We start from the raw sequence: 14,247 nt of genomic DNA on the forward strand, positions 1-14,247 counted from the left end.
TTTAGAAAAAAAATATGGCAAATAAAATTCAAGAGTACCTAAATAAAGGTGCAGTTGTATTAGACGTAAGAACTTTAGCTGAATGGAACGAAGGACATAGTGAAGGAGCGAAACACATTGTTTTGAACACGATTCCAGAGAATGTAGAAGATATTAAATCTTGGAACAAACCAGTTATAGCTGTTTGTAGAAGTGGAGGAAGAAGTGGACAAGCTACAGATTTTTTACAAGGTCATGGAGTTGATATTATTAATGGCGGGCCATGGGGTAATGTTGATCAATACCTATAAAGATTTAATAAGATTTTACAATACAAAAGAGATGCAATCTGCATCTCTTTCTCATTTACTTACTATGAATATGCTTAGTGCTTATCTATAAGCAACCGCAACGTTTACTGCTCTAAAAGAAGTTACATTCCCCCAAATTCCAACTCCGGAATAGGCAATTGCATTGCCGTCAGCAGCAAAAGTTAATGTTCCTTCAGATTTCATATCTGTTGCTTCCAAATTAATTTTAGCAATACGATTAGCGTTATCTAAATTATAACTCTGACTGGTTACAACGCTTCCACTCTTTAAAAAATCTACTTTTACCACAGCTGATTCTGCGTTGAAATCAGTAGAAAAGTTTAGTTGAGTCATTGGCTCCTTAGCTGTAGTCGAGTAAATTGTTGATGTTACATTTCCCATTTTTATAAAGTTTTAAGTGAATATTGAGTTTAGTATGTTTAGGAAAGCTTTTAGGTTTTCTTGAACACTTTAAATATCAGGACTAATCTCCAAAAGAAAATGAAAATTAGAATGAGGAAGGTATTTCTTGGAATAAAATGGAAGTTATCGGGAATTAGTTTTTAAAATAAAGAAATCATTAATTGATTTTGTTTTTTTATTAGTTAGGTATGATTTCTTTTGTAAGAAAAAAGTTATGAAATTTTTAAAAGTACTTTTTCTAACCTTGGGCTTGATTTGTTTCACAGGTTTATACGGTCAGAATAAGGTTAAACTCGGATTACATGCAGGAGCAACTTATTCATCGTTGCGATTTGAAGCTGATGTTTTAGAACATGATTCTGAAATAGATTATTTATTTGGTATAAATGCCAATATTTATCTAAGTAAAAGATGGTCTTTTCAAACTGAAATCAATTACGAAAGAAAATTAGCAAGTGTATTTTCTCCTGAGTTTGTTCTGAATGGACAGGTTATAAATAGCTTTAGGATTTACGATCTTTATGAATTCGTAACAGTTCCTTTAACTGTACAGTATAATTTTAGTGATAAGAGTCCTTTATATGTTAAAGGTGGTTTTTTTACTTCTTATTTCCTAAAGGCTAGAGAAAGAATAAATGAAAGAGAGTGGAGTGATGATTTATCTCAATATTTTTCTGAATTTGATTCTGGTATTTCATTAGGGATAGGTAAAATTTTTGATATAAGTCAAATGTTCAGTTGTTTCATGGAGCTAAGAAATCATTTGGGAACTGTAAGTATAGAGAGTGAACCTCATTTTGAGTATACAAAAACGAATTCGTTAAGTTTTATTTTTTGTTGGCAAATCAAAATTTAGAAGCTTATAAATGAAAATTCCTTCTGTAACTTCTCTTGTTTAAATTTTAATTTTTCCAAGAACTTTTGATGAGCTTCAGAGTTAGGATTGAAAGGCTTGTGAGTAATTCCTTTTTGTATTTCTTCAACTCTTTTCATTGTTGATAATGAAAATTCATTAAACCAACTATAAACAAACTTTTCCCAGATATAATGAATAGCTGTTTGGTTAGGATGGATCATATCTTCTTTGTAAAAACGATAATCACGTAGTTCATCCATCATAATTTCATAAGAAGGAAAATAATGAATATTTTTTCTAGGTTCGATTACGTTATGAATTCCAGCAATTAAATGCGATTTACTTTGTTGATTTTGCACAAAACCATCTTTTACATGTCGTACTGGAGAAACCGTAAAAATTATAGAGACTTTAGGATTTATTGATCGAATTAAAGCCGTGATACTTTCTAAACTTTCAGTTACTTCATCAACAGATAGCAGTTCTTTTAAAAATTGCTTTTGAGGAACCTTATGACAGTTTGCGACCATCTTATCAGAACTTATATGTCTGTAAACCCAAGCCGTTCCTAAGGTAATTATAATGTGCGTTGAGTTGGTAAGTTGTTCATTTGTTGTTTTTATAGCTTCATTTAAGTTATGAAGCAGTTCTTCTTTAACGTTGTTGCTTAATTGAGAATGTGCATCAAAACAATGCCAACGTTCATTTAATTCGAATATATCCTCTTCTGTATATTCTTTATCGTTCATTGAGTTTACAACTAATTGTTCAATAGCTTTCGGATGAAACAATATTCCTAATGGATTTTGAGTTGATTGAAACTTGTAATATGAAAGTTTATTCCCAATGTTTTCAGAGAAACAAGAACCTAAAAGAAAAAGCTTAGAAGAATAATCAATTTGACGATGAACTTCTTTCTGAAGTGGTATTTGAGTTTGTAGATTCATATCTAAAAGTTAAACTAATTTTGTTTTTGAGACTACAATTCCATCCTCATCACAATAAATATAATGACCAGGAGTAAAGTCTATATCCGCAAAAGAGATTTTAACATTCACTTCTCCTTCAGGAATTTTTATACTTTTTATCGGTGTCGTATTCAGTGCTTTTACACCGATGTCTATGGTGGCTATTTCTCTATTATCACGAATACAACCAAAAATTACCACTCCGTTCCAGTTATTTTTAATTCCCATTGCGGCTAAATTATCTCCCATAAGAGCACAATTTAATGACCCGTCACCATCAACTACCAAAATTTTTCCTGTTCCGTCTGTATTAAGAGTTTGTTTTACTAAAGGAATTTTTTCAAAACATTTTACAGTTACAATTTCACCGTGAAAGTTCTTTTTAGCACCATAATCTTTAAAACCAATTGGAGTAGCTACTTGAAGCATATCAATAAAATCATCACATAAATCGGCTGTGTAAATATCCATTTTCTTTTAGTTAGAGGAATTCTGAGCTAATTTAACTGAAATTTCTGGTACTCTTTTATTGAAATAAGATTTGATGTTTTGAAAATCTATTTGGTCCAAGGATAAGAATAATAATGTTTCTTTTGAGTCTTGTTTATGAATGTGAATTTGATTCGGATAGACTTCTAAAGATATGATTTCATCAGTTTTGAAAACTCGTTCTTCTTTACCATTTTTATAGGTGATGTTTTTATTTTTAACTTGAAATGAAGTAGTTTTTTCTAAAGGAATACTGCTTACAGAGAGAATTAAAAGGAAGAGAAAAATTAATATTCCATGTATATTATATTCATTGATAAAGTACCCATACGTTAAAAAAGCAATAATTAGAATAACTGTGGAGCCTAACCCCGTGTCCTTGTGTACATAATCGTTTTCACTAGGAATATATAAAACATGAGAATCTTTTTTCTTTAAGAAAAACAATTTTATGGTGATGTAAATTACTAATAAAACTAATCCGATTGTAACTATAGTTTTAGGGATTTGATCAAAGTAGTAATCTAATTCTTCTTTGTAAAAAACAGTCAAGAAACTTCCTGCTAAAGATGAAACGTAGGTTGCATTTCTTTTACTAAATAGATCATTCTTTTTCATATTTCAAAAATAAAAAAAAGTCTAAAACTGAAATTTCAATTTTAGACTTTAATACTAGTGAGTTTATATTCGATTCTATATGATATAATCTTTTGCACGTTCTAATGCTTTTGGAATTCCACCTGGATTTTTACCTCCAGCTGTAGCAAAGAAATTCTGACCACCACCACCTCCGTGGATAAGTTTTCCTAATTCTCTAACTACTTTACCAGCATCATAACCTTTTTCATTGGCTAAATCTTTAGAAATATAACAAGTCAACATCGCTTTTTCGTTAGACGGCGCCGTTGCAAATAACACAAAAAGATTATCAACTTCCCCTCCTAATTCAAACATGATGTTTTTGATACTTCCTTGATCTAAATCTACTTTTGTAGCTAAAAAGTTTACACCATTAATTTCAGTGATTTGATTTTTTAAATCACCTTTCATGTTTTTAGCTTTATCCTTTAAAAGTTGCTCAATTTGCTTTTTAAGTGCAGCATTTTCATCCTGTAATGAACTAACAGACTTGGCTACATCTTTAGGATTCTTAAGTAAAGCCTTTACTTCTGAGAAATTACGTTCTACATTTTCGAAGTACTCTCCTACGGCAACATTTGTAATGGCTTCAATACGACGAATACCCGCCGCAACAGCTCCTTCTGATTTTATTTTGAAGTACCAAATATCTCCAGTTTGTTGGACATGTGTTCCTCCACACAATTCCATTGATTGTCCGAAACGAATTGCTCTTACACTATCTCCATATTTTTCTCCAAATAATGCAATAGCGCCTTCGTCAATTGCTTGTTGCATTGGAATATTTCTCTTTTCCTCTAAAGGTAAGTTCTCACGAATTCGAGCATTTACAAATTCTTCGATTTCTGCAAGTTGATCTTTATCAACTTTAGAGAAGTGAGAAAAGTCAAAACGCAAATAATCCGGACTTACTAAAGAACCTTTTTGTTCCACATGTGTTCCTAAAATTGTACGTAATGCTTGGTGTAATAAGTGAGTTGCTGTATGATTGCTTGCAGATAAGTTTCTGAATTCGTCATTTACAACTGCCTTAAACGTTTCGTTCAAGTTTTTAGGAAGATTTTTAGCAAAATGTATAATTACATTGTTTTCTTTTTTAGTATCTACAATATAAATGATATCGCCATTTGCAGTTTCTAAATACCCCTTATCACCGACTTGTCCGCCACCCTCTGGGTAAAAAGGAGTCATGTTAAATACTAATTGATATTGATCACCATCTTTTTTAGTAGATACTTTTCTGTAACGTGTTAATTTAACATCAACCTCTAGTGTATCGTAACCAACAAATTCTTCAACTTCATCTTCAAGTAATATTATCCAATCTCCAGTTTCACTAGCAGATGCCGCTCTTGATCGATCTTTTTGAGCTTGCATTCCTGCACTAAACTCCTCTTCATTTATTTCATAACCCTTCTCACGAGCGATTAACTGAGTTAAATCTAACGGGAAACCATAGGTGTCGTATAATTCGAAAGCTTTTTTTCCAGAAACCTCTTTTCCTTTTGTATCTTCAATTACTTTATCAAGTAATAATAATCCTTGGTCTAAAGTTCTTAAGAAAGATTGTTCTTCCTCCTTAATAACATTATGTACAAGTGTATCTTGCTTTCTAATTTCCGGGAAAGCATCTCCCATTTGGTGAGAAAGTGTTTCTGCTAACTTGTAAATAAATGGTTCTTTTTTGTTTAAGAAAGTAAACCCATAACGTATAGCTCTTCTTAAAATCCTACGGATTACGTATCCAGCTCCGTTATTACTTGGTAATTGGCCGTCTGCAATTGCAAATGAAACAGCTCTTACGTGATCTGCAATTACACGAATTGCAATATCAATCTTTTCATCTTTTCCGTATTCAATTCCTGTAATTGTTTCGATTTCTCTTATTAACGGAGTAAATACATCAGTATCGTAATTCGATTGAACTCCTTGTAAAACCATACAAAGACGCTCAAATCCCATTCCTGTATCAATATGTTTTGCTGGTAATTCTTCTAATGAACCATTGGCTTTTCTATTGAATTGCATGAAAACTAAATTCCAAATTTCAACAACTTGCGGATGATCTTCATTTACTAAAGATTTTCCATCAGTTTTGGCTTTTTCTTCTGCTGAACGAATATCCACATGAATTTCAGAACATGGACCGCAAGGTCCTTGTTCTCCCATTTCCCAGAAGTTATCCTTCTTATTCCCCATTAGAATACGATCTTCAGAAATATATTCTTTCCAAATGTCATATGCCTCTTGATCCATTTGAGTTCCGTCTTTTTCGTCTCCTTCGAAAACAGTAACGTATAAAATGTCTTTCGGAATTTTGTATACCTCAGTAAGTAATTCCCAAGCCCAAGCAATTGCTTCTTTTTTGAAATAATCACCGAAACTCCAGTTTCCAAGCATTTCAAACATGGTGTGATGATACGTATCATAACCAACTTCTTCTAAATCGTTATGTTTTCCAGATACACGTAAACATTTCTGCGAATCAGAAATTCGAGTACTTTTTGGGGCGGCGTTTCCCAAGAAATATTCTTTAAACGGTGCCATACCAGAATTGGTGAACATTAGGGTTGGATCGTTTTTTAACACCATTGGTGCAGAAGGAACAATTTCATGTTGTTTAGACTTGAAAAATTCTAAAAACTTAGTTCTAATCTCTTGAGATTTCATTCTTTTTTAGTTAAAAAATTTCTAATTGAGTGTAAAGAATGCTTATATGTTGAAACATTTTTTAAATTTGCACGTCTAAACATAGAAGTCGTTCTCTACTAAAGGACACAAAAATACTACATTTGGTCGTATGGCAAAAGTAAAATATTATTATGACCCAGAGACACTTTCTTACCAACAGATTGAGGTAAGAAAAAGGGATAAATTTAAGAACACAGTTATTGGTTTACTTGGTGTTGCTTTAGTTGCGTTTCTTGGTTTTGTAGTATTAAGCCAATTTTTTGAGTCGCCAAAAGAGAAAGCGCAAAAGAGAGAGTTAGAAAATTCCAACCTACATATGGAGTTATTGGGTAGGAGGTTAAGTGAACTTACCTCTGTTTTAGAAGATTTAGAGCAAAGAGATAATTATATTTACAGAACTTATTTTGAAGCAAATCCTATTCCAGATGAACAAAGAAAAGCAGGTTTTGGTGGAGTTAATCGTTATAAAAATTTAGAAGGATTCGATAATAGTGGAATGATTATAGACTTGACGAAGGATCTTGATATTCTTTCTAAAAGAGTCGTGGTTCAATCAAAATCCTTAGATGAAATTGTTGATTTAGCTAAGAAGAAAGAAAAAATGTTAGCTTCAATTCCTGCAATTAAGCCAATAAAAAATGAAGATGAAACAAGAATGGCTTCAGGATATGGTATGCGTCTGCATCCAATTTTGAAATCTTGGAGAATGCACAATGGCATGGATTTTACGGCTCCAACAGGAACACCAATATATGCATCAGGTAATGGTCAGGTGACAAGAGCTAACAGAAGCGCAACTTTTGGTAAAGTTGTTTATATCGAGCATGGTTACGGTTACAAAACTGTTTACGCTCACATGAGTAAAATAGTGACTAAAAAAGGACAGAAAGTTAAACGAGGAGATTTAATCGGATATGTTGGGAATACAGGGCGTTCTGCAGCTCCACACTTACATTATGAAGTACATAAAAATAACCGACCAGTAAATCCAATTTATTACTACTATGGTGATTTATCTCCAGAAGAATTTATAGCGATGCAAAAAGCATCTCAAGAGCAACGTCAGTCTTTTGATTAATTTGTACATTGCAAATAAAAACCGTCAATGCACGTTGATTTACCTGAGAAAAGATACTATAAAATCGGAGAGGTTGCGAAAGCCTTTAACGTTAATACTTCTTTAATTCGTTTTTGGGAAGGACAGTTCGACATCATAAAACCGAAAAAAAATGCAAAAGGGAATCGATTATTTACGCAACAGGATATTGAAAATTTCAAACTAATTTATAATCTTGTTAAGGAACGAGGTTTTACTCTTGATGGAGCCAAACAAAAACTAAAACAAGACCCTGAGAAAGTAATGAAAAATCAGGAAATAATTAGTAGATTAGAAGCAGTGAAAGCTGAGTTAATTCAAATAAAAAATCAATTAGAATAAAGACGTATGAGAAAAAATAAACTAACCAGAGTAGGAATAATCATTTTAATTTTAATAGGAGCTTTTCAATTCAATGGGATGGTTGGATTAAGAAATAGCGTTAAGACAGCTTGGTCTAAAGTTGAAAGTTCTTATCAAAGAAGAAATGATTTAATAGGAAACTTGGTTAAAACCGTTCAAGGAGCTGCTGATTTTGAGAAAAGTACTTTAACTGAAGTGATTAACGCAAGAGCTAAGGCAACACAGATATCAATTGATGCTAATAGTATAACTCCTGAAAATATAGCTCAATTTCAACAAGCACAAACAGGGTTAAAGGGAGCTTTATCTAAATTATTAGTATATGTAGAAAGATATCCTGATTTAAAAGCGAATAAGAATTTTTTGGAGTTACAAAGTCAATTAGAAGGTACGGAGAATAGAATCAATGTTGCAAGGGATAGATATAACGATGAGGTTAATAAATATGCTAATAAAATTGAGAAAATTCCTGGGGTAATTTTTGCAAAAATCTTCGGCTTTAAAGATATGCCAAGATTTAAATCGGAAGAAGGATCTGAAAAAGCAGTAGATGTAAATTTTAAATTCTAACTTTATGTCGAATCTAGAAGATTTTCTTTCATCAGAAGAAGAACAGGAAATCGTACAGGCCATTACGCAAGCAGAACGAAATACTTCGGGAGAAATTCGTGTGCATATTGAAAGTACTACAAAACTTAGGCATTATGATCGAGCTTTAGAAGTGTTTCAAAAACTAGAAATGAATAAAACAGAACAGCAAAATGGAGTATTAATATATATTGCTGTTGAGGATCATAAGTTTGTGATTTACGGAGATAAAGGTATCGATGCAGTTGTTCCCGACAATTTTTGGGATTCAACTAAAAACATAATTCAAGAATGTTTTATATCAGGTAAATTCAAGGAAGGAATTGTTGAAGGTATTTTAAAAGCAGGAGATGAATTAAAATCTCATTTTCCCTGGAATTCTAATGATAAAGATGAATTGTCAAATGAAATTTCGAAAGGATAAATGAAGAAGAAACTACTTTTATTATTTATTTTTTTTCTAGGAATTCAGATTGGTTTTTCTCAGTTTGTAATATCTAAGAAACCTAATTTTATTCCGGCGATAGTTGATAGCATAGGACTACTAGATAAATTCCAGTATGAACAACTCCATAAAAAATTAGTTAGATATAGTGACTCGACTTCTACTGAAATTCTCGTAGCTATAATTAACTCGACTAAGGGAGAAGAAATTGGATATTTGGCAACTAATTGGGCTCATGAATGGGAGATTGGACAGAAAGGCAAAGATAATGGGGTCTTTATGTTATTGGCCAAGGGCGATCGTAAAATAACTATTAGAACTGGTTATGGAACGGAACATTTATTAACTGACTTTACTTCTAGACAAATAATTGAAAGAGAGATTCTTCCATATTTCAAAAAGGGTAATTTTTATGCTGGTTTAGATAGTGGAGTAGAAGCTATCTTTAAAGTAATGAAAGGCGAGTATAAGAATACTCGCAAAAGAAATAGAAAAGGAGGAAATTTTGCTTTTGTAGTCTTTATTATCATTTTGATAATCTTTTTCATTCTTATTTCTCGAGGAGGAAAAGGTAAAGGAGGTAGACGAAATTATACTGATTCAGATTCCCGTGATATATTAGAAACTATCATTTTGAGTAATGCCGGTAGAGGTGGCTACAGAAGAACTGGTGGATTTGGTGGAGGAGGTAGTTTCGGTGGCGGTTTTGGAGGTGGTTTTGGCGGCTTCGGTGGCGGTGGCGGCTTCGGCGGTGGCGGTGCGACTGGAGGTTGGTAATATTTATTTATACTTCGGTTAACTTTTGATAACATTTAGGATTTATCTGCTATGTAGCTATGCAGGTAACAAATTCCTAAAATACAATGGCAACCAATTTAAAACGTAGAAACTTTTAAAAAACTCTTTATTAGCTACAGGAGGTATGCTGTTAGCTCCAAATTTTATTAGTTGTAGTTCAGATGATGTAAATACTTTACCATCGATTCCTTCAGATGCAACAGAAAAGAATTTCGACCTCGGAGTTGCAAGTTTCGATCCAACTAACTCTCAAGTAATTATTTGGACGAGATATACATCTCAGGAAACTTCTGTAAAATTAAGATGGCAATTAGCAAAAGATGAATCTTTTACGAATATTGTTCGTAAAGGAGAAGTAGAAACTGATGCGTCTAGAGATTATACTGTGGCTATCGAGATCAAAGACTTGGCACAGAACTTAAAATTATATTATCGATTTGCTAATGTTGATGATAAAGCTACCTCTGTAGTTGGTAAGACGCTAACCTTTGGAGCAAGTACTACTGAATTAAAGTTAGCTGTAGCTTCTTGTTCAAATTATGCTTACGGATATTTTAATGTTTATGAAGCAATCAATCAGTCGGATGGTGTTGTAGTTGTACATTTAGGTGATTATATTTACGAGTATGGAGAAGATACTTACGGTTCTTTTAGAGATCCTAGTCTAGCAGGAGATACCCATAATGCATGGCAAAGTGATTTAATAACAACTACTGGTGAAAAAGTAGGGGATGAGTTGGCAAGAAGCTCGGTTTACTCTCTTGGATATGAATCATTTGTTGGAAGAGATGTAGCACAGTAATTTGGTGGTGCTTTGGAGTTTTTAATTGATGATTTGAATTGTACAAATTTAGTAGATAGAGGGTTAATGAAATTAACTGTAACAGCAGCAGCAGTTAAAACGGACTGGACCTATGTAAGTTCTGTAACGGAAAAAACGTATACGACATCAGTAAAAAATACCTTGACTATTTAAACGTTATTTTAACAAGATAGGAAGCTCTTGTTGTCAGGAGCTTTTTTTATCTTTAATCCTATGAAAATTGTTCAATTATTCGTCTTCATTTTTCTATTTTATGGCTGTACAAATTATAGTCAAGTTACTTTTGTAACGAAACTTCCGAAGAAGTTAAAAGAAGCTTCTGGTTTGGTGAAATCAACCGACTCAACTTTTTGGATGCACAATGACGGAGGAAATAAAAATCGATTGTATTTGATAAATACTTCTGGTGAAATTATTAAAACTGTCGAGATAAAAGCTAAAAATAGAGATTGGGAAGATATCACATCCGATAATAAAGGAAATATTTATTTAGCAGATTTTGGGAACAATCGAAGTGCTAGAAAAGATTTGGTTATTTTAAAAATTAAAGAATCAGATTTGTTAAGTAAAAAATCTGTTAAAGTTGAAAAAATAAAGTTCAGTTATCCAGAACAAAATAAATTTCCACCAAAAAAGAAAAAGCTATTTTTCGACGCAGAAAGTATTTTCTACCTGAAAGAAAACTTATACATTTTTACTAAAAGTAGAGTAAAACATAACTATGGAAAAACAAGTTTATATCGAATTCCTGCTAAGAAAGGAACATTTGAAGCGGAATATATAAGTAGTTTTGAAAACTGTTCGAATATTAATTGTTGGATTACTTCTGCTGCAATTTCCAAGGATAAAACTAAAGTTGCTTTATTAACTTCTCAGGAAGTTTTATTATTTAGTGATTTCAAAAATGATGATTTTTTTACCGGAAACCTAAAGAGAATTGATTTAGGATTTTCTTCACAAAAAGAAGCCATTGATTTTGTGGGAGATTCATTGTATATCTCTGATGAAAGATCTCATGGTAGTGGTGGAAATTTGTATAGAATTTCTATTCCAAAAGATTAACGTAGAAGTTTAAATTAGATGAAATGGAATTAAATGTATTAGGTAAACCCTTGCAAAGTTGTTGTGCTGATCCAGCAACAGGATATTTTCGCGACGGATTTTGTAGAACTACAGGTATTGATTACGGCACTCATGTAGTTTGTGCTATTATGACTGATGACTTTTTGGAATTTACTAGAAAACGGGGTAACGATTTAACAACTCCAATTCCAAATTGGAAATTTCCTGGCTTAAAAGTAGGATCAAAATGGTGCTTATGTATTTCCAGATGGTTGGAAGCAGAAAAATATGGAAAAGCTCCGAAAATTATTTTAGAGGCTACAGATCAAAAAGCGTTGAAGTATACAACTTTAGAATTACTAAAAAAATACGAGTATCAAAAGAGTATTTAATCTAGCTTTCTAAAGTCTCAATAGCTAATTGTGCTGCTAATTCACCAGAAAGCATGGCGGCATTTAAAGAGCCATTGCATAATTGATCTCCTGCTAAAATAATAGAATCACTAACAGTTATTGCTTCTTTAGTTGGAGCATATCTTAAAGTATCTAGTTTTGGAAGTGCTTTAGGAATGTCATACATCTTGACAAACTTTGAGACTTCAATTCCACAAATTTCCTTGAGTTCTTTAATAACTTCTTTCACTAATAAAGTTTCATGTAAATTATGATCTCTTACAATTGTAACAGATAAAAGTTCTTTTTTGGAAGAATTATTGTTTGTTATCGAAGTAGTAAAAAAGATATTGTTAATTAGTGAAAACTCGTTTGCGAGTAATCCAATTAGTGGTTTATCAATAGTTCTTTTTGGTGTTTCAAAGTATAAGGTTTGACAAGATTTCCATTGTTGGAAATTAGAAGAAATATGATTGGTTAACAATTTCGAGGAATCTGTAGCGATAATGGTTAAATCACTTTTAAGTGTTTTTCCGTTTGTTAGTGTGATCAAATTCTTTTCAACTGACGCTACTTTCGTATTGAATAAAAATGAAGTTGATTTTAGTTGTTCTTTTAACTGATTTGGAATAGCGCCAATACCAGCTTTTGGTAATGCTGCATAACCTGTTCCAAACATTTTATAAACAAATTCGAACATTCTACTCGAAGTGCTTAAAGTAGTTTCTAAAAAAATACCACTGAAAAAAGGAGTGAAAAAGTTACGGATTGCCTTTTGTGAAAACCCAAATTTCTCCAGATATTTTAAAGTTGAGGTTTCGTCTTCGGAAAAAATATCCTCAAGAGTTTTATTTTTTAGAATTTTATTTAGCTTTAGTATTTTAAGCTTATCTACGAAAGTTACCTTATTTGTTGTTAATGTTGAAAAAAGCAAATCAAAACTTCTAAAACCATCCCCAAGAGTTGAAGAAGTTTTATTTCCAAAGACTATGGCACCAGGTAAAAATTTTTGAAGTTCTAGTTCTTCGTAGTTCAAGTACTTTTGGGCAGCTGGATAAGAAGTTAATAGTACTTGGAATCCATGATCTAATTGAAAACCATCATAAACATCGGTTTTAACTCTACCTCCAACAGAATCTGAAGCTTCTAAAATTGTTGGAGTATAGCCATTTTTTTCTAATTCAAGAGCAGTAATTAGTCCGCTAATTCCAGCTCCAATTATATAAATGTTTTGATGTTTTGTTGCAGTCATTCAATACAATTACGTTAGACTAAACTTTTTCCCAGATTTGATCAGCATTCAAAATGAAGCTACCAACATAATTAAAATTACAATGTTCAGGGGCAATTAAAGACAAAAAATGTTCTTCTTTCTTATTTAAATATAAATGATATGTTTCACCTATTATGGGTTCGAAAGAGAAGTTAGCGTTTAGAATTAAGTTGTTGTATTCGAACTCTTGCATCATTCTTTCGTATTCAGCTTTGAGTTCGAGGTATTTTGTTTTTATCTTATGATTTACCTTATTAACACTTCTGTTTTTCCATGCAGTGGTGTCGGTAGGTGTAATTACGGGAGCTCCAACAGAGGTTGCGTAGGGTTTTAATGCGGCATCGTATTTATCGGATTCTGTATTATATACAACCGAATCTGGCTTTTTTTTCTTAGTCATGTTAAGATTGTTTTTCTAAAGCTTCAATTTGCTTCATTACCTGCTCTGCCTCATAAACCTTTTCATCACTCAATTTTCTGTTTGAAGTAGATAGTTTGTGAGCATCTGCTAATAATTTCGTGTATAATTTCTGAAGTTTTTCCTTTTCGGATTTCTTTTTAAATAAACCAAACATAATATGACTCTTTGAGTTACAAAGATACAAAATGTTTAATCTATTTTGATATAAGTTAAACAAAAATATAATTCTGAGATTTTTGCTGTTGAAGAACAACTATTTTTTACGAGAAATTTACTAGTAGTAAAAGCCAACCAATTAATAAACACAAACCACCAATTGGAGTAATTGGTCCAAGGATTTTTATTTTTTTCCCGAACGCATCTGATAAAACTAAACCATAAATACTAAACGAAAATAATATAATTCCAATGATAAAAAATAGTGAAGCATTATCTAGCTTTGATTGGAAATTAAATCCGATTAACAGTAAAACAATGGCGTGATACATTTGATATTTAACACCAGTTTCAAAACTTGTTAATTGTTCTAAAGTTAATTTTTTCTTTAAGGCATGTGCTCCAAATGCTCCTAAGATAATTGATAAAGCTCCAAAAATAGAAGCTGCAGTTAATACAATTTGTTCTGTCATT

Annotated in this window: 20 protein-coding genes; 11 read left to right on the forward strand and 9 right to left on the reverse strand. The window is 32.1% G+C overall.

Translation table 11 applies throughout. The features are described 5' to 3' along the window. Window positions 1-14 precede the first annotated feature (14 nt). Window positions 15-290 carry a rhodanese-like domain-containing protein gene (locus BTO06_RS00760; protein ID WP_100923488.1) on the forward strand — a complete coding sequence of 92 codons (276 nt, stop codon included), beginning with the start codon at window positions 15-17 and terminating at the stop codon, window positions 288-290. Window positions 291-371: 81 nt separating this feature from the next. On the opposite strand, the gene BTO06_RS00765 is transcribed toward BTO06_RS00760, so the two are convergent. After that, window positions 372-692 carry a hypothetical protein gene (locus BTO06_RS00765; protein WP_100923489.1) on the reverse strand — a complete coding sequence of 107 codons (321 nt, stop codon included), beginning with the start codon at window positions 690-692 and terminating at the stop codon, window positions 372-374. Window positions 693-927: 235 nt separating this feature from the next. Here BTO06_RS00765 and BTO06_RS00770 point away from each other — a divergent pair, with 235 nt between their 5' ends. Further along, the gene (locus BTO06_RS00770; RefSeq protein WP_100923490.1) at window positions 928-1,569 is read left to right on the forward strand and encodes a porin family protein; all 642 of its coding nucleotides are present in this window, start codon (window positions 928-930) and stop codon (window positions 1,567-1,569) included. Here BTO06_RS00770 and BTO06_RS00775 read toward each other — a convergent pair. The 4 genes from BTO06_RS00775 to alaS form a co-directional block, all read right to left on the reverse strand. Continuing rightward, a complete protein-coding gene (locus BTO06_RS00775; RefSeq protein WP_100923491.1) occupies window positions 1,566-2,516 on the reverse strand; it encodes a GSCFA domain-containing protein in 951 nt (316 codons plus the stop codon). The genes BTO06_RS00770 and BTO06_RS00775 overlap by 4 nt on opposite strands. A 9-nt stretch (window positions 2,517-2,525) precedes the next feature. Beyond that, complete coding sequence (gene rraA, locus BTO06_RS00780; protein ID WP_100923492.1) at window positions 2,526-3,008, reverse strand: ribonuclease E activity regulator RraA; 483 nt, start codon at window positions 3,006-3,008, stop codon at window positions 2,526-2,528. A gap of 6 nt (window positions 3,009-3,014) precedes the next feature. Further along, window positions 3,015-3,644 carry a hypothetical protein gene (locus tag BTO06_RS00785; protein WP_100923493.1) on the reverse strand — a complete coding sequence of 210 codons (630 nt, stop codon included), beginning with the start codon at window positions 3,642-3,644 and terminating at the stop codon, window positions 3,015-3,017. Window positions 3,645-3,719: 75 nt separating this feature from the next. After that, window positions 3,720-6,335, reverse strand: a complete 2,616-nt coding sequence (alaS, locus tag BTO06_RS00790) for an alanine--tRNA ligase (RefSeq protein ID WP_100923494.1) — start codon at window positions 6,333-6,335, stop codon at window positions 3,720-3,722. A gap of 130 nt (window positions 6,336-6,465) precedes the next feature. Between alaS and BTO06_RS00795 the strand changes: the two genes are divergently transcribed. The 9 genes from BTO06_RS00795 (at window position 6,466) to BTO06_RS00830 (ending at window position 11,923) form a co-directional block, all read left to right on the forward strand. After that, window positions 6,466-7,434: a M23 family metallopeptidase gene (locus BTO06_RS00795; protein ID WP_100923495.1), complete on the forward strand. Its 969-nt coding sequence runs from the start codon at window positions 6,466-6,468 to the stop codon at window positions 7,432-7,434. 27 nt (window positions 7,435-7,461) lie between these two features. Further along, on the forward strand, window positions 7,462-7,794 hold the full coding sequence (locus BTO06_RS00800) for a MerR family transcriptional regulator (RefSeq protein WP_100923496.1): 333 nt from the start codon (window positions 7,462-7,464) through the stop codon (window positions 7,792-7,794). Window positions 7,795-7,800: 6 nt separating this feature from the next. Then, entirely contained in the window at window positions 7,801-8,385 is a 585-nt protein-coding gene (locus tag BTO06_RS00805) for a LemA family protein (RefSeq protein WP_100923497.1), read from the forward strand. Window positions 8,386-8,389: 4 nt separating this feature from the next. After that, entirely contained in the window at window positions 8,390-8,827 is a 438-nt protein-coding gene (locus tag BTO06_RS00810; RefSeq protein ID WP_100923498.1) for a TPM domain-containing protein, read from the forward strand. Next, window positions 8,828-9,625: a TPM domain-containing protein gene (locus BTO06_RS00815; RefSeq protein ID WP_100923499.1), complete on the forward strand. Its 798-nt coding sequence runs from the start codon at window positions 8,828-8,830 to the stop codon at window positions 9,623-9,625. A gap of 145 nt (window positions 9,626-9,770) precedes the next feature. Next, window positions 9,771-10,448: an alkaline phosphatase D family protein gene (locus BTO06_RS00820; RefSeq protein ID WP_100923500.1), complete on the forward strand. Its 678-nt coding sequence runs from the start codon at window positions 9,771-9,773 to the stop codon at window positions 10,446-10,448. Window positions 10,449-10,460: 12 nt separating this feature from the next. Further along, a complete protein-coding gene (locus tag BTO06_RS18305; RefSeq protein ID WP_157811677.1) occupies window positions 10,461-10,622 on the forward strand; it encodes a hypothetical protein in 162 nt (53 codons plus the stop codon). A 60-nt stretch (window positions 10,623-10,682) separates the two neighbouring features. Continuing rightward, window positions 10,683-11,531, forward strand: coding sequence for a hypothetical protein (locus BTO06_RS00825; protein ID WP_100923501.1), 849 nt, complete (start codon window positions 10,683-10,685; stop codon window positions 11,529-11,531). A 23-nt stretch (window positions 11,532-11,554) separates the two neighbouring features. Then, window positions 11,555-11,923, forward strand: a complete 369-nt coding sequence (locus tag BTO06_RS00830; protein WP_100923502.1) for a DUF2237 family protein — start codon at window positions 11,555-11,557, stop codon at window positions 11,921-11,923. 1 nt (window position 11,924) lies between these two features. On the opposite strand, the gene BTO06_RS00835 is transcribed toward BTO06_RS00830, so the two are convergent. The 4 genes from BTO06_RS00835 to BTO06_RS00845 all read right to left on the reverse strand — a co-directional run bounded on the left by BTO06_RS00835 (window position 11,925) and on the right by BTO06_RS00845 (window position 14,246). Beyond that, entirely contained in the window at window positions 11,925-13,175 is a 1,251-nt protein-coding gene (locus tag BTO06_RS00835; RefSeq protein ID WP_100923503.1) for an NAD(P)/FAD-dependent oxidoreductase, read from the reverse strand. A 19-nt stretch (window positions 13,176-13,194) separates the two neighbouring features. Next, entirely contained in the window at window positions 13,195-13,596 is a 402-nt protein-coding gene (locus BTO06_RS00840; RefSeq protein WP_100923504.1) for a DUF2452 domain-containing protein, read from the reverse strand. A gap of 1 nt (window position 13,597) precedes the next feature. Further along, window positions 13,598-13,771 carry a Lacal_2735 family protein gene (locus BTO06_RS18310; protein ID WP_157811678.1) on the reverse strand — a complete coding sequence of 58 codons (174 nt, stop codon included), beginning with the start codon at window positions 13,769-13,771 and terminating at the stop codon, window positions 13,598-13,600. 106 nt (window positions 13,772-13,877) lie between these two features. Then, a complete protein-coding gene (locus tag BTO06_RS00845) occupies window positions 13,878-14,246 on the reverse strand; it encodes a DUF423 domain-containing protein (protein ID WP_100923505.1) in 369 nt (122 codons plus the stop codon). Window position 14,247: the final 1 nt, after the last annotated feature.

Source organism: Tenacibaculum sp. SZ-18 (genome assembly GCF_002813915.1).
Lineage (GTDB): Bacteria > Bacteroidota > Bacteroidia > Flavobacteriales > Flavobacteriaceae > Polaribacter.